Origin of the sequence: Cnuibacter physcomitrellae (genome assembly GCF_014640535.1) — a bacterium.
GTDB classification, from domain to species: Bacteria; Actinomycetota; Actinomycetes; order Actinomycetales; family Microbacteriaceae; genus Cnuibacter; species Cnuibacter physcomitrellae.
In genome coordinates this window covers 1,284,778-1,299,868 of the sequence record NZ_BMHD01000001.1, presented here as the reverse complement: position 1 = coordinate 1,299,868, position 15,091 = coordinate 1,284,778, and the positions used below count along the sequence as shown (strand labels likewise).

At 72.6% G+C, this 15,091-nt stretch carries 13 protein-coding genes; 6 read left to right on the top strand and 7 right to left on the bottom strand.

Going from position 1 to position 15,091, the window contains the following annotated elements:
- Position 1: 1 nt before the first annotated feature.
- A complete protein-coding gene (locus IEX69_RS06035; protein WP_085020169.1) occupies positions 2–1,282 on the bottom strand; it encodes a hypothetical protein in 1,281 nt (426 codons plus the stop codon).
- A 93-nt stretch (positions 1,283–1,375) separates the two neighbouring features.
- Between IEX69_RS06035 and IEX69_RS06030 the strand changes: the two genes are divergently transcribed.
- Entirely contained in the window at positions 1,376–2,497 is a 1,122-nt protein-coding gene (locus IEX69_RS06030) for an adenosine deaminase (protein WP_085020168.1), read from the top strand.
- Positions 2,498–2,566: 69 nt separating this feature from the next.
- Here IEX69_RS06030 and IEX69_RS06025 read toward each other — a convergent pair whose 3' ends face one another.
- Positions 2,567–2,959, bottom strand: a complete 393-nt coding sequence (locus tag IEX69_RS06025; protein ID WP_085020167.1) for a VOC family protein — start codon at positions 2,957–2,959, stop codon at positions 2,567–2,569.
- 82 nt (positions 2,960–3,041) lie between these two features.
- Between IEX69_RS06025 and IEX69_RS06020 the strand changes: the two genes are divergently transcribed.
- Positions 3,042–4,010, top strand: coding sequence for a helix-turn-helix transcriptional regulator (locus IEX69_RS06020; protein ID WP_085020166.1), 969 nt, complete (start codon positions 3,042–3,044; stop codon positions 4,008–4,010).
- A gap of 46 nt (positions 4,011–4,056) precedes the next feature.
- Positions 4,057–4,506, top strand: a complete 450-nt coding sequence (locus tag IEX69_RS06015) for a PTS sugar transporter subunit IIA (protein ID WP_229756246.1) — start codon at positions 4,057–4,059, stop codon at positions 4,504–4,506.
- A gap of 6 nt (positions 4,507–4,512) precedes the next feature.
- Here the strand turns inward: IEX69_RS06015 and poxB are convergent, their stop codons facing one another.
- The 3 genes from poxB to IEX69_RS06000 form a co-directional block, all read right to left on the bottom strand.
- A complete protein-coding gene (gene poxB / locus IEX69_RS06010; RefSeq protein WP_085020165.1) occupies positions 4,513–6,246 on the bottom strand; it encodes a ubiquinone-dependent pyruvate dehydrogenase in 1,734 nt (577 codons plus the stop codon).
- 94 nt (positions 6,247–6,340) lie between these two features.
- Positions 6,341–7,993 carry a phospho-sugar mutase gene (locus tag IEX69_RS06005; RefSeq protein WP_229756409.1) on the bottom strand — a complete coding sequence of 551 codons (1,653 nt, stop codon included), beginning with the start codon at positions 7,991–7,993 and terminating at the stop codon, positions 6,341–6,343.
- 134 nt (positions 7,994–8,127) lie between these two features.
- Positions 8,128–8,961: a purine-nucleoside phosphorylase gene (locus IEX69_RS06000; protein ID WP_085020163.1), complete on the bottom strand. Its 834-nt coding sequence runs from the start codon at positions 8,959–8,961 to the stop codon at positions 8,128–8,130.
- A 99-nt stretch (positions 8,962–9,060) separates the two neighbouring features.
- On the opposite strand from IEX69_RS06000, the gene IEX69_RS05995 reads away from it, so the two are divergent.
- On the top strand, positions 9,061–10,491 hold the full coding sequence (locus tag IEX69_RS05995) for an NAD(P)H-quinone dehydrogenase (protein WP_085020162.1): 1,431 nt from the start codon (positions 9,061–9,063) through the stop codon (positions 10,489–10,491).
- 25 nt (positions 10,492–10,516) lie between these two features.
- Here the strand turns inward: IEX69_RS05995 and IEX69_RS05990 are convergent, their stop codons facing one another.
- Together IEX69_RS05990 and IEX69_RS05985 are read right to left on the bottom strand one after the other, a co-directional pair.
- Positions 10,517–12,298 carry an acetyl/propionyl/methylcrotonyl-CoA carboxylase subunit alpha gene (locus IEX69_RS05990; protein WP_085020161.1) on the bottom strand — a complete coding sequence of 594 codons (1,782 nt, stop codon included), beginning with the start codon at positions 12,296–12,298 and terminating at the stop codon, positions 10,517–10,519.
- Positions 12,299–12,409: 111 nt separating this feature from the next.
- Positions 12,410–13,048 carry a Maf family protein gene (locus tag IEX69_RS05985; RefSeq protein WP_085020160.1) on the bottom strand — a complete coding sequence of 213 codons (639 nt, stop codon included), beginning with the start codon at positions 13,046–13,048 and terminating at the stop codon, positions 12,410–12,412.
- Positions 13,049–13,092: 44 nt separating this feature from the next.
- Here IEX69_RS05985 and IEX69_RS05980 point away from each other — a divergent pair, with 44 nt between their 5' ends.
- Together IEX69_RS05980 and IEX69_RS05975 are read left to right on the top strand one after the other, a co-directional pair.
- A complete protein-coding gene (locus IEX69_RS05980; protein WP_085020159.1) occupies positions 13,093–14,340 on the top strand; it encodes a class I SAM-dependent RNA methyltransferase in 1,248 nt (415 codons plus the stop codon).
- A gap of 80 nt (positions 14,341–14,420) precedes the next feature.
- The gene (locus tag IEX69_RS05975) at positions 14,421–15,089 is read left to right on the top strand and encodes a response regulator transcription factor (protein WP_229756245.1); all 669 of its coding nucleotides are present in this window, start codon (positions 14,421–14,423) and stop codon (positions 15,087–15,089) included.
- The last annotated feature ends 2 nt before the right edge of the window (positions 15,090–15,091 follow it).

The window sequence follows — 15,091 nt, the reverse complement described above, 5'->3', positions numbered from 1 at the left end:
CTCAGTTGCACTGGGCCGCGGCGGCGATCTGCTCGTCCGAGGGCCGGCCGTAGGCCTGGATGCCCGAGCCGTCGGTGTCGAACCCCTGCGCGATGGCCCAGGCCGTGGCCCACATCTCGTCGTCGCCGCCGAACACCGGGCTCCGGAAGATCTTCTCGCACTCGGGCCTGAGCACCTGCGTGTGGCCGACCTCGTGGGTCACGACGGCCTTGGCGTCGAAGTCGTTGTAGCCGTCGTTCCAGCCCTCGGCGATGGGGTAGTTGAGCATGATGATCGCCCACCCGTCGTGGTCGTACATGTACTGGGCCGTCCCGGAGAACCAGCCCTCGCCGAGCCCCGACACCTCCGGCGCCCAGTCGATGTCGAGCTGGACGCCCCGCGAGATCGAGTTCGCGTACGCCTCGATCTCCTTGCGGACGGCCAGCGCCGGGTCGGCGCGCTCGGCCAGCTCGGTCGCCTCGGCTGCCGCGACGGCATCCTCGGCGGCGGCCATCGAGTCGACGAGATCGCCGTTGCGTCCGGCCACCAGGACGGCGTCGGACGCCTGGTCGATGAGGTCGGCCAGGTGGAACCGGGCCTCGTAGCTGGTGGCAGGATGCGCGTCGATCGTCGCCTGCCCCGCCGCCGCGAGGGCGCCGAAGTACGTGGTCTCGGCTCCGCTTGTCGCCTCCACGGCCGCAGCGACCGCGTCGTCGTTCGCTCCCGCCTCGGCGGCGACGCCCTCGAGGTCGTCGATCTGGTCCTCCATCGAGCCCGACGCCGCGTCGAGCTCCCACGGCGGCCGCCAGCCGTCGGAGACCGGCGGCGGGACCGTGACCGAGGTCACGCTGAACTCGGGGGAGGCGGTGATGGTGGTCTCGAGGTCCGTCGACGAGGTGCGCAGGGCCTCCGCCTCGGCCGAGGCATCGCGGCCGAAGGCGCTCGCCGCGGTGACGCCCTCGAGCCGGAGGTGCAGCGATCGGGCGTCCTCGAGTCGCGCGGTGTTGGCGGCGATCGCGAGACGCTGGTCGTCGGCGGCCTCCTGCAGCGCGGCCGTGTCGGCGGAGTAGCGCTGGATCGAGAGCACGCTCCATGTCGTGAAGCCGGCGGCCAGTGCGAGGAAGGCCAGGGTGGGGATGAGGATCGCCGCGACCAGCCGGCCCCGGCTGCGACGGCGCGTGGGCGCCTGCCCCGGCGGCGGCCACTCCTGCGCCGGAGGCTGCAGCGGCGCCGCCTGGACGCCGTCCCCGGTCCCGTCGTAGCCGGGCGGCGGCCATCCCGCGGTGGTGTGCTGGTCGCTCATGGTGCTCCCCCTCGTCAGCGGCCCCCGCCGCGTCGCCATCCTAGGGGAAGCCGGGCTGTTCGCCCGGACGCGCGGAGCCCTAGGCTTGAGCCCATGAGCGACAGCGCAGACGACGGCCTCGTGCCCGGCACCGACATCCCCTTCGAGTCCCTTCCGAAGGTGTCGCTCCACGACCACCTCGACGGGGGTCTGCGTCCGGCGACGATCATCGAGCTCGCCGACGAGATCGGCTTCGAGCTGCCCGCGACGGACGCGGACGACCTCGGCGACTGGTTCGAGGAGAGCGCCGACTCCGGCTCGCTCCCGGACTACCTGGCCACCTTCGACGTCACCCTCGGCGTGATGCAGACCCGCGAGGGCCTCACACGGGTGGCGCGCGAGTTCGTCCAGGACCTCGCCGCCGACGGCGTGGTCTACGGCGAGGTGCGCTGGGCGCCGGAGCAGCACCTGCAGCGCGGCCTCACGCTGGACGAGGTCGTCGAGGCGGTGCAGGCCGGCCTCGAGCAGGGCGTCGACGACGTGCACGCCGAGGGGCAGACCATCCGCGTCGGGCAGCTCATCACGGCCATGCGCCACGCCGGCCGCGGTCTCGAGATCGCGGAGCTCGCGGTGCGGCATCGCGACCGCGGCGCGGTCGGGTTCGACATCGCCGGGGCGGAGCTGGGCTTCCCGCCCGCCAACCAGCTGGCGGCCTTCGACTACCTCGCCCACCACCTCTTCCCGACGACCGTGCACGCCGGCGAGGCCGACGGGCTCGACAGCATCCGCGGGGCCCTCTTCCACGGCCGGGCCCTGCGCCTCGGTCACGGCGTCCGCCTGGCCGAGGACGTGACGATCGAGCGCCAGGACGACGACAACACGTACGTCTCGCTCGGCGTGCTCGCCCAGTGGGTGAAGGACCGCGAGATCGCCCTCGAGCTCTCGCCGTCGTCGAACCTCCAGACCGGGGCCATCGCCCAGTGGGGCGACGAGCTCGTCGACCACCCGTTCGACCTGCTGTACCAGCTCGGCTTCCGCGTCACCGTCAACCCCGACAACCGCCTGATGTCGAACACGACGATCAGCCGCGAGCTGGCGCTGCTCACCGAGACGTTCGCGTACGACCTCGACGACCTCGAGACGTTCCAGCTGAACGCGGCCGCGGCGAGCTTCCTCCCGCTCGAGGACCGCGAGGACCTCGCCGACGCGATCTCCGACGCGTTCGACGAGCTCTGATCCCGCACCCCCGGCGCCGCGCCGCCGCCGATCCGGCGGGGCGCGGCGCTGCCGAGTGAGGGGCGGTCCCTAATCGGCGGCTCGCCTGGCCGCGGCGTGGTCGGGCAGCTCCTGGAGCGTCCAGCGGTTGCCGTCGGGGTCGGCGAACGAGACGAAGCGTCCCCAGTCGAGGTCGAGCACGCCCTCGGCGGCGACCCCGGCGGCCTCGAGGCGTGCCAGCGCCGCATCCGCGTCGGGCACGACGACCTGGATGCCGTTCTGCGATCCCGGCGCCATCTCGGTCAGTCCCGTGCCGAACGCGATGGAGCACGCCGACCCGGGCGGGGTGCACTGCACGAAGCGCACACCGTCGCCGGGGGATGCGTCGTGGTCGGCGCTGAAGCCCAGCGCATCGACGTAGAACGCCTTCGCGCGGTCGACGTCGGTCACCGGCACGAAGATGAGCTCGATCTTCCAGTCCATGGTCTCTTCCCTTCTCGGATGCGCACCACGGTAGGCGGGAAACAGGTCAGTTCTCGTCCTGATGATCGGGGAGAATCGGGAGATGGCCGAGACGACCTCCCGCATCCTCGCGTTGCTCTCGCTGCTGCAGACCCACCGGCAGTGGCCGGGTCCCGAGCTGGCGGCGCGGCTCGAGGTGACGCAGCGCACGCTCCGGCGCGACGTCGAGCGCCTGCGTGAGCTCGGGTACCGGGTCGAGGCCACGCGAGGCAGCACCGGAGGCTACCGGCTCGAGGCCGGATCGCAGCTGCCGCCCCTGCTCCTCAGCGACGACGAGGCCGTGACGATGGCGATCGGACTGCGCGCCGCGGTCACCCAGGGGCTCGTCGACGGCGACGTCACGACCACGAGCGCGCTGGCGAAGTTCGAGCAGGTGCTGCCCCCGGCCCTGCGCAGCCGCGTGAACGCGCTGGCGGCGCACGTCGAGACGCGGGCCCCCGAGACGGGAGCCGCCCCCGTCTCGCAGGAGCTCCTCGGCCGGCTCGCCCTGGCCTGCCGAGACAGGGAGCGCATCCGCTTCCGCTACGACCGGCCCGGTGCCGATCCGACGCGGAGGGTCGTCGAGCCGCACGCGCTCGTCGCCTCCGCCCGGACCTGGTTCCTCGTCTGCTGGGACGTCGACCGGAGCGACTGGCGCACCTTCCGGGTCGATCGGATGGACGACCTGCTCCTCACCCGTCTGCGCTTCGAGCCGCGCGCCCTGCCGACGGAGTCGGCGGCGGCGTTCGTCGAGCGGGCGTTCGAGGGGTTGCGGACCCGGTCGAGCGCGGAGATCCATCTCCACGCCCCGCTGGCGGAGGTGCTCGCCCGCTTCGGGCCCTGGGCGAAGGGAGCCGTCGCCGTCGACGAGCGGACGACCCGCTGGACCATCCAGGCGGACGGGACTCCGGCGCTCCTCCGCATCCTCTCCTGGATCCCCGAGGACATGCCCTTCACGATCGTCGACCCCGGCCTGGCCGAGGCGGCGCGTCGCCACTCCCGCCGGCTCGACGAGGCTGTGCAGGGGCGCTGAGCGCACTCAGCGTTCTCGGAACACGCGCTGGGAGGATCGGCTCACGATGTCGACGCCGATGGAGCAGCCCTCTCTTCCCCTGCCGGCCGTGTCCGTGGGCGTCTCCGCCGCCGACTGGCGCGAGGCGATCCGCAGCGCCGGGGAGGCGCTCGAGTCGGCGGGGACGACCGGCCCCGGCTACGCCGATCGGATGGTCGCGATGGTCGACGACCACGGGCCCTACATCGTGATCGCGCCCGGGGTGGCGCTGGCCCACGCGCGACCCGACGACGACGTGCGGCGCACCGGGTGGGCCGTGGTGACGCTCGCCGAGCCGGTGGTCTTCGGGCATCCCCACCACGACCCGGTGTCGGTCGTCGTGGGATTCGCGGCCACCGAGCCGGACGCCCACGTCACGGGCGTCGCGCGCATCGCCAACCTCTTCAACGACGAGTCGCTCGCCGCCGCCCTCGCCCGTGCCACGTCCCCCGACGCCGTCCGCGCCCTCCTGCCCTGAGGACGGTCAGGAGAACAGGCGGCGGAAGACGTTCGTGTCGGCGAGGTCGATGAGCTCGGTGCCGCGGCCGGACATCACGGTGCGGAGCGCGTAGAGTGTGAACCCCTTCACCTGCTCGGCCGTGATGGTGGGCGGGATGGAGAGCTCCTGCCGCGCCGTCACGACGTTGACGAGCGCGGGGCCGTCGTGCGCGAACGCGTCGCGCAGGGCGCCCTCGAGGTCGCCGGGCTTCTCGACACGGCGGGCGAACAGCCCCACCGCGGACGCGACGGCGGCGAGGTCGGGGTTGTCGAGCTCGGTGCCGTAGTTGACGAACCCCGCGGCCTTCATCTCCACCTCGACGAAGTTGAGCGAGGAGTTGTCGAACACGACGACCTTCACGGGGAGCTTGTTCTGACGAAGCGTCAGCAGCTCGCCGAGGAGCATCGCCAGACCGCCGTCGCCCGCCAGGGCCACCACCTGGCGGCCGGGAGCGGCGCTCTGCACACCGACCGCCTGCGACAGCGCGTTCGCCATCGAGCCGTGCGAGAACGAGCCCACGAGGCGACGGCGGCCGTTCATCCTGAGGTAGCGCGCCGCCCAGACGACCGGGCTGCCCACGTCGGGGAGGAACACCGCGTCGTCGGCGGCGAGCTCGCTGACGAGCTTGGCCACGTACTCGGGATGGATGGGCGTGCGACCGCGATCGTCGACCGCCAGCTCGTCGAGCTCCTTGCGGGTGCTCGCGTAGTGCTTCAGCGAGCGCTCGAGATGGCGGGACGACTTCCTCTCGCCGAGGAGGGGCAGCAGCGCGGGGATGGTGTCGGCGACGCTGCCCACGAGCCCGAGGTCGACGGGGGTGCGGCGGCCCAGCTGCTCTCCGCGGATGTCGAGCTGGATGACCTTCGCCTTCGACGGATAGAACTGGGGGTAGGGGAAGTCGGTGCCGAGCATCAGCAGCGCGTCGCACGACTCGATCGCCCGGTAGCCGGACGAGAAGCCGAGCAGCCCGGTCATGCCGACGTCGTACGGGTTGTCGTACTCGACGAACTCCTTGCCGCGCAGCGCGTGCACGATCGGTGCCTGGAGCCGCTCCGCGAGCTCGAGGAGCTGCGCGTGCGCGCCCTCCACGCCGGCGCCGGCGAGGATCGTGACCTTCTCGGCCGAGTCGAGGATGCTCGCGGCCTCGGCGAGCTGTGCGTCGGTCGGGCGGGCCACCCTCGGCAGCGTGCGGATCGGGGTGGTCGACCGGCGGCCCTTGCTCGACTCCAGGAACAGCTCGCCCGGGATGACGAGCACGGCCACGCCCCGGCGCTCCACCGCCGTGCGCATCGCGATCTCGAGCATGCGCGGCATCTGGCTGGGGTCGGAGACCATCTCGCAGTACACGCTGCACTCGCGGAAGAGCTCCTGCGGGTGGGTCTCCTGGAAGTAGTTCGTCCCGATCTCGGAGATCGGGATGTGCGCGGCGATCGCCAGCACGGGCACGCGCGAGCGGTTCGCCTCGTACAGCCCGTTGATGAGGTGCAGGTTGCCCGGTCCGCAGCTGCCGGCGCAGACCGCCAGCTCGCCCGTGATCGCCGCCTCACCCGACGCGGCGAACGCGGCCGCCTCCTCGTGCCGGACGTGCTGCCACGCGACCTTGCCGTACCGGCGCAGCGCATCCGTGAACCCGTTGAGCGAGTCGCCGGGGATGCCGTACACCCTCTCGACTCCGGCGGCGTGGATGGTCTCGACGATGGTGTCGGCGATCGTGGTCATGCGGTTCCCCTCGTGACTGGCGGACGTGGTCCACGCTACGCCGTGCGTCCGACCGAGCGGAGAGGGTCGTCTGGTCCTGTCGGGGTCAGGCCGGTCAGGAGATGCGCGCCCGCAGGTCCGCCTCGAGGCGGAGGAGGGCCTCCGCGACGGCGGTCTTCCGTGCCAGGAGGTCGCCCTCCGTGCTCCACGCGTCGACGTAGACCTTGAGCTTGGGCTCCGTGCCGCTCGGCCGCACCATCACGCGTGCGTCCCCGAGGTCGAAGCGGAGCGCATCCGTCGTCGGGGCGTCGCCCGCCGCGGCGGCGAGGTCGTCCATCGACACCACGGGGAAGTCGCCGAGCTCGGTCGGGGGAGTGGCCCGCAGCTCCGCCATCAGCTCCCGGATGCGCGAGAGGTCGGTCACCCGCAACGAGATCTGCGAGGAGCCGTACGCCCCGAACCGCTCCACGAAGTCGTCGAGGCGGTCGGCCAGCGTGCGCCCCTCGGCGGCGAGCGTCGAGGCGAGGTCGAGCACGGCCACGGCGGCCGAGATGCCGTCCTTGTCTCGGACGGTCCCGGGGTTCACGAGGTAGCCGAGCGCCTCCTCGTAGCCGAAGACGAGCGAGGGGACCCGCGAGATCCACTTGAAGCCGGTGAGCGCCTCGACGAAGCCGAGCCCGTACTCCTCGGCGACCGCGCGCAGGCCCGGGGAGGAGACGATCGAGCACGACAGCATCCCGTCGGTCACCCCCGCGGCGGCGGCCCGTTCGGCCGCGCGCCAGCCCAGGAGCTGGCCGACCTCGTTCCCCGTCAGACGACGGAACCCGCTCGGCGCGGCCCGGTCGGGGATCGCGACGCCCAGTCGATCCGCATCGGGGTCGTTGGCGAGGATGAGGTCGGCACGCGACTCGCGGGCGTAGGCGTAGGCGAGGTCGAGCGCCCCGACCTCCTCGGGGTTCGGGAACACGACGGTGGGGAAGGCGCTGTCGGGCGCGATCTGCTCCTCGACGAGGACGGGCTCCTCGAATCCCGCCCGAACGAGCACGCGGGAGAGCGTCTCCCATCCGACGCCGTGCATGGCGGTGTAGACCACGCGCAGCGGGCCGCGCTCGCCCGGAGCGCTGGTGGCCACGCCGGCCGTGGCCTCGACGTAGCGCTCGACGAGGGCCTCGTCGGCGACCTCGTAGTCGCCGGACCGCGGAAGCTCGAGCACGTCGTCCTCACGGGCGACGCGCTCGATGTGCGCGGCGATGTCGGCGTCGGCCGGCGGCACGATCTGGGAGCCCTCGTCGTCGCCGCCGAGGTACACCTTGTAGCCGTTGTCGCGCGGCGGGTTGTGGGACGCGGTGACCATCACCCCGGCGCTCACCCCCAGATCGCGCACCGCATAGGCGACGAGCGGCGTGGGCAGGAGGCGCGGGAGGAGGACGGCGCGCACCCCGGCGCCCGCCATGATCTCGGCGGTGTCGCGTGCGAACACGTCCGACTTGCGGCGCCCGTCGTAGCCGATGACCACCGACGGGCGGACGCCGGGCGCCGCGCGCTCGAGGAGGTAAGCGGCGAGCCCGGCCGCGGCCTGCGACACGAGCACCCGGTTCATGCGGTTCGGGCCGGCCGCGACCTCGCCGCGGAGGCCCGCGGTGCCGAAGCCGAGCCGGGAGCCGAACCGGGAGCGCAGGGCGGCGACCGCCTCGGGGTCGTTGGTCCCCACGCCGTCGAGGATGGCGGACAGCTCGGCCCGGGTCTCCGGGTCGGGGTCCTGGGCCATCCACGAGGCCGCGGCGTCGACGAGCCGCTCGAGGTCGTTCGGCCGCTCCGGCTCGCCGTGCCGTTCGGCCCCGGTGGGGGTCGACCGGTCGTCGAGGTGCTCGGCGCCGTCGCCGGTGGTGCGGGTGGTGCTCATCAGAGGCTGCCGACCACCTTCGCGAGGAGGTCCCCGATGCGCGCCTCGGCGTTCTTGCCCGCCTCGATGACCTCGGCGTGGCTGAGCGGGGTCTTCTGGATGCCCGCGGCCAGGTTGGTGATGAGCGAGAAGCCGAGGATCTCCATCCCGGCCTGGCGGGCGGCGATCGCCTCGAGCGCGGTCGACATGCCCACGATGTGGCCGCCGATGGTCTTCGCCATCTGCACCTCGGCGGGGGTCTCGTACTGCGGCCCGCGGAACTGCACGTACACGCCCTCGTCGAGCTCGGGCGCCACGGCCCGGGCGGCGTCGCGCAGGCGCGAGGCGTAGAGGTCGGTGAGGTCGACGAAGGTGGCGCCCTCGAGCGGCGAGTCGCCGGTGAGGTTGATGTGGTCGCTGATGAGCACGGGGGTGCCCGGCGTCCAGGTCTCCCTGATGCCGCCCGCGCCGTTGGTGAGCACCATGACGGAGGCGCCGGTCGCGGCCGCCGTGCGCACGCTGTGCACCACGCGCCGCACGCCGTGACCCTCGTAGTAGTGCGTGCGGGCGCCGATGACGAGCGCGTGCTTGCCGTTCGCCAGACGGATCGAGCGCAGCGATCCCACGTGCCCGGCCACGGCCGGCGCGCTGAACCCCACGACCTCGGTGGCGGGGATCTCGGCGACGGTCTCGCCGAGCAGGTCGGCCGCCTTGCCCCAGCCGCTGCCGAGCGTGAGGGCGACGTCGTGACGCTCCACTCCGGTCAGCTCGGCGATCCGATCCGCCGCCTCCTTCGCGACCTCGAACGGGTCGGTCTCGGGGTTGTCGAGGGGATGGGGGATGCTGCCTGCCATGCCTCCAGCCTAACGCCGGTGAGTGTTCGTCATCCGTTCACGCCGGACGCCGGAGCCGGGCCGGATCGCGGCGGCTCGCACCCTGGCAGAATGGCGTGCATGGCCTATGAGTTCGAGCGCAAGCAGAAGGTCGTCGTCGTCGGCGGCGGCCCCGGCGGATACGAGGCGGCGATCGCCGGAGCGCAGCTCGGGGCAGACGTGGTGCTGGTCGAGTCGACCGGGGTGGGCGGCTCCGCCGTGCTCACCGACGTCGTCCCCTCGAAGGGCCTGATCGCCGTCGCCGAGGCGACCAACGGCATCCGCGAGGCCGCCGACATCGGCGTGCAGTTCTTCGCCCGCACCGAGAAGGGCCGCCCCATCCGTCCCGACGTCGCCATCAACCTCGCCCAGGTCAACAAGCGCCTCATGGGTCTGGCCCGGCAGCAGTCGGAGGACGAGCGCGCGAGCCTCGTGCACGCGGGCGTCAAGATCGTGAACGGCTACGGCCGGCTCGAGGGCCCGTCCTCGGTCGTGGTCTCGACCGGCCCCGGGGGGACGGACTTCGACCAGTTCGACGCCGACACCGTGGTCGTCTCGGTCGGTGCCAGCCCCCGCGTGCTGTCGACCGCGATGCCCGACGGCAAGCGCATCCTCACGTGGAAGCAGCTGTACGACCTGCAGACGATGCCCGACCACCTCATCGTGGTCGGATCCGGTGTGACCGGCGCCGAGTTCGCCTCCGCCTTCAACGCCCTGGGCTCCAAGGTCACGCTGATCTCGTCGCGCGACCAGGTGCTCCCGGGTGAGGACGCGGACGCGGCGGCCGTCATCGAGAACGTCTTCAAGCGCAACGGGATGACGGTGCTGTCGAAGTCCCGAGCCGACTCGGTGGTCGCCACCGAGGACGGCGTCGTCGCGACCCTGTCGGACGGCCGGACGGTCGAGGGATCCCACTGCCTCATGGCGGTCGGCGCGGTCCCGAACACGAAGGGCATCGGTCTCGCGGAGGCGGGCGTCCAGCTCACCGACTCGGGGCACATCCGCGTCAACCGCGTCGCCCGCACGAGCGTGCCGAACATCTACGCGGCGGGCGACTGCACCAACTTCCTGCCGCTGGCCTCGGTGGCCTCGATGCAGGGCCGCACGTCGATGCTCCACGCCATGGGCGACGCGGTCACCCCCACCGAGCTGCGCAACGTGGCGTCGAACATCTTCACCCAGCCGCAGATCGCGACGGTCGGATGGACGCAGCGGCAGATCGAGGAGGGCATCGCCCAGGGCGACATCTACAAGCTGCCGCTGTCGTCGAACCCCCGCGCGAAGATGATGGGCATCCGCGACGGGTTCGTGAAGATCTTCGCGCGCACCGGCTCCGGCACCGTGATCGGCGGGGTCGTCGTCGCGCCGAACGCCTCCGAGCTCATCTTCCCGATCGCGCTCGCGGTGGAGCACCGCCTCACCGTCGACCAGGTGAGCCGCGCCTTCACGGTCTACCCCTCGCTCTCGGGCAGCATCACCGACGCCGCCCGCGCCATGCACATCGTCCTCTGACCGCCGGGCGGATGCTCGGCGCAGGTCAGGCGATGGTGAGGAGGACCTGGCCGGAGGGGACCGTGGTGCCCACCTGGGCGGCGATGTCGGAGATCGTGCCGTCCTTGTGAGCCGTGATGGGCTGCTCCATCTTCATCGCCTCGAGCACGAGCACGAGGTCGCCCTTGACGACCTGGGTGCCCTCCTCGACGGCGATCTTCACGACGGTGGCCTGCATCGGCGCCTTCACCGAGTCGCCGGTGGCGGTCGAGACGCCGCCCGACCCGGCCCCGCGGCGGCGGGGAGCGGCGCCGGACGAACGACCGCCGTGCGCGGCGACCGAGCGGGCCTCGGCGGCGACCAGGCGTGACGGCAGGGCCACCTCGACGCGCTTGCCGTCGACCTCGACGACGATGGTGCGGCGCTCCGCCGGCTCCTGGAGCTCGTCGAGCGACCCGCTCCACGGCTCGGCGGGGTTGGCGTACTCGGTCTCGATCCAGCGGGTGTACACCGAGAACGGCGCCCCCTCGGCGGTGAACGCGGGGTTGGTGACGATGTCGCGGTGGAAGGGCAGCACGGTCGGGAGCCCGGCGACCTCGAACTCGGCGAGGGCACGGCGGGAGCGCTCGAGCGCCTCCTCGCGGGTCGCGCCGGTGACGATGAGCTTCGCGAGCAGCGAGTCGAACGCGCCGCTGATCACATCGCCCGCCTGCACTCCGGAGTCCACGCGCACGCCGGGGCCGCCCGCGGGCTTGAACACGTGCACCGGCCCGGGGGCGGGGAGGAAGTTTCGGCCCGGGTCCTCGCCGTTGATGCGGAACTCGAACGAGTGCGCGCGGGGGGCGGGGTCCGGGTAGTCGAGCACGCCGCCCTCGGCCAGGCGGAACTGCTCGCGCACGAGATCGATCCCGGTGACCTCCTCGGAGACCGGATGCTCGACCTGGAGCCGCGTGTTCACCTCGAGGAAGGACACGGTGCCGTCCTTGCCGACGAGGAACTCGCAGGTCCCGGCGCCGACGTAGCCCACCTCGCGGAGGATGGCCTTCGACGCCGAGTACAGCAGGGCGACCTGCTCGTCGCTGAGGAAGGGCGCGGGCGCCTCCTCGACGAGCTTCTGGTGACGGCGCTGCAGCGAGCAGTCGCGGGTGGAGACCACGACGACGTTGCCGTGCTCGTCGGCGAGGCACTGGGTCTCGACGTGGCGCGGCTGGTCGAGGTACTTCTCGACGAAGCACTCGCCGCGGCCGAAGGCCGCGATCGCCTCGCGGGTGGCCGACTCGAACTGCTCGGGCACCTCCTCGAGGGTGCGGGCGACCTTGAGGCCGCGGCCGCCGCCGCCGAAGGCCGCCTTGATGGCGACGGGCAGGCCGTGCTCGGCGACGAAGTCGAGCACCTCGCCCGCGTCCTTCACCGGGTCGAGGGTCCCGGGAGCCAGCGGCGCCCCGACCTTCTCGGCGACGTGACGCGCGGAGACCTTGTCGCCGAGGCGCTCGATCGCCTCCGGGGAGGGGCCGATCCAGGTGAGGCCGGCGCCGATCACGGCGCGGGCGAAGTCGGCGTTCTCCGCCAGGAACCCGTATCCCGGGTGGACCGCATCCGCCCCGGAGCGTCGGGCGACGGAGAGGATCTTCTCGATCACGAGGTACGTGTCGGCGCTCGTCGAGCCGTCGAGCGCGTAGGCCTCGTCGGCGAGCTGAGCGTGCAGTGCGTCGCGGTCCTGGTCGGCGTACACCGCCACCGAGCCGATCCCCGAGTCCCTCGCGGCCCGGATCACCCGGACGGCGATCTCTCCACGGTTGGCGACGAGGACCTTCGAGATACGCGGCATGACACACAAGCCTATTGGGGGGTGGCGGATACGTTTTGGCGGAACGGCATAAAGATCGAGTCTCGATCAGTCACCGTGTCTACAACGGCCCGTCGGGCATCCTGAACGCGGTCAGCGATTCCAGAACGACGTCCAGTCGGCGCCGAAGCCGCGGAGCAGATCGCGCACCACCGGCAGCGACATCCCGACGACGGCCGACGGCGCGCCCTCGATCGAGCGGATGAACGGGGCGGCGAGGCCGTCGATCGTGAACGCGCCCGCGACGAGCAGCGGCTCGCCAGAGGCGACGTACGCGTCGATCTCGTCGTCGGTGATGTCGTCGGCGAACGTCAGGCGCGCCTCGTCGACCCGGCCCGCTCCGTCGCGGCGCGCTCCGCCGCGGTGGTCGACGATCCAGTGACCCGAGTGGAGGACGCCCGATCCGCCGCGCTGGGCGAGCCAGCGGTCGCGGGCCACCTCGGGGCGGTGGGGCTTGCCGTAGGCCACGCCGCCGAACTCGAACGCGGAGTCGCCGCCCAGGATGAAGCCGTCGATCGGCTCCCCGTCGACCTCGGTGCCCACGATGGCCTCCGCTTTGAGCCGGGCGAGCAGTTGGACCATGGCGCCCGGGGCGAGCGGGCCGGTCTCGGCCTCCACGCGGGCGACCTCCGCCTCCTCGTCGACGAGCGGCGGGACCACGACCGGCTCGATGCCGATCTGCCGGAGCAGGGAGAGCCGGGCGGGGGACGTGGAGGCGAGGTAGAGGCGCATGACTGCCTTCGCGGGGAGGCATCGCATCGTGAGATGCTCGATGCATGGCTGGAACGACCGACGGGCTCGTCGAGCTCGACGTACTCACCGTAGCCCACGGGGGTGTCTCGGTCGCCCGGCTCGAGGGCCGCGTGGTCTTCGTCTCCGACACGCTGCCCGGCGAGCGTGTGCTCGCCCGGGTGACCGACGACAGCAAGTCGTCGTTCTGGCGGGCCGAGACCGTCGAGGTGCTCGAGCCGTCGCCTCACCGCCGCCCGCACGTCTGGGCGGCCGCGGGTCTGGAGCGCGCACCGGAGGACCGCGCCGGCGGCGCGGAGTTCGGGCACATCGACCTCGCGCACCAGCGCGCGCTCAAGACCGACGTGCTGACGGATGCGCTGAAGCGCCAGGGCCGGATCGACCGCGTCGTCGAGGTGGCGGCGCTCCCGGGCGACGAGGAGTCGGACGGGCTCGGCTGGCGCACCAGGCTCACCCTGCACACGGACGGTCGCGGTGCTCTCGGTCCGTACGCCGCCCGATCGCACCGCGTCATCGACGTCGACGCGCATCCGCTCGCTCGACCGGCGATCGAGGCGGCCGCGCTCGCCGAGGCCCGGGCCGGGTCGTCCGCGCGCTCCGAGGGCGGCGAGCTCTCGTTCGCGGAGACCGCCGACGGCGACGTCCTGATCTCCTCGGGCCGTCACGACGATCCGATCCTCGAGCGGGTGGGGGACCGCCTCTTCCGCGTCGCCCGCACGGGCTTCTGGCAGGTGCACCGCGGAGCGCCGACCGCGCTCACCGCCGCCGTCCAGGAGGCGGTCGACGCCGACCGCTTCGACCCCGCCGCCGCCAACCTCGACCTCTACGGGGGCGTCGGGCTCCTGGCCGCCGCGCTCGGCGACCGGTTCGGCCGCTCCACGCGCGTGACCAGCGTGGAGAGCGACGCCGTCGCGACCGGGTTCGCCCAGGAGAACCTCGCGGACTGGGTGGGCGCCTCGGCGGTCACCGCCCGTGTCGACCGCTACCTCGACCGGGTGGAGCGTTCGGCCTCGTCCGCGGAGCGGCGCCGACTGGCGGGCGCCACCGTCGTGCTCGACCCGCCCCGCTCGGGTGCGGGCAAGGCTGTGGTCGGGTCGCTGACCCGGCTCGGCGTGGCCCAGGTGGTCTACGTCGCCTGCGATCCGGTGGCGTTCGCGCGGGACGTGGCCCTGTTCGGCGAGGCCGGCTACACGCTCGGTCGAGCGCAGGCGTTCGACCTCTTCCCGCACACCCACCACCTCGAGACCGTGGGGACGTTCACCCGGGCGGACTGACCGCCCGCGGCGCCGAGCGCCCGGCCTCCGACGAGGCGCCGCGCCGCGTCCCTTCTAGGATGAGGGAAGGGGAGCATGACATGGCAGACGATGACGACCTGATCCGCGTGGCGATCGTGGACGACCACGAGTCCGTCCGGCTGGGGGTCCGCGCGGCCTGCGAGAGCGCGGGGTACGAGGTGCTCGCGGCGACCGCGTCGGTGGGCGAGCTGTGGACGGCGCTGGACGGACGAGCGTGCGACGTGATCGTGCTCGACCTCAGCCTCGGCGACGGGTTCACCGTCACCGAGAACGTGCAGCACTCCCTCTCCCTCGGCGCCGCCGTGCTCGTGCACAGCATCGCGGACCGTGTCGGACTGGTGCGCGAGGCGCTCGCGGCGGGGGCGGCCGGCGTCATCCCCAAGGCCGTGCCGACGCAGACGATGATCGACGCCATCGGCACCGTCGCCCGGGGAGGGGTGCTCAACAACCTCGAGTGGGCCAGCGCGATCGACGCCGACCGCGAGTTCGGGAAGGCGCAGCTGGCTCAGCGCGAGCGCGACGTGCTCCACCTCTACGCCTCGGGGCTGCCCCTCTCGCAGGTCGCCGCCCGTCTGAACATCAAGGTCTCCACCGCGAAGGAGTACCTCGACCGCATCCGCGCCAAGTACGTCGAGGTGGGCCGCCCGGCCCGCTCGAAGATCGAGTTGCTGCGGCGCGCGGTGGAGGACGGGATCCTCGCCCTCGACGAGCGCGCCGACGACCGGTGACG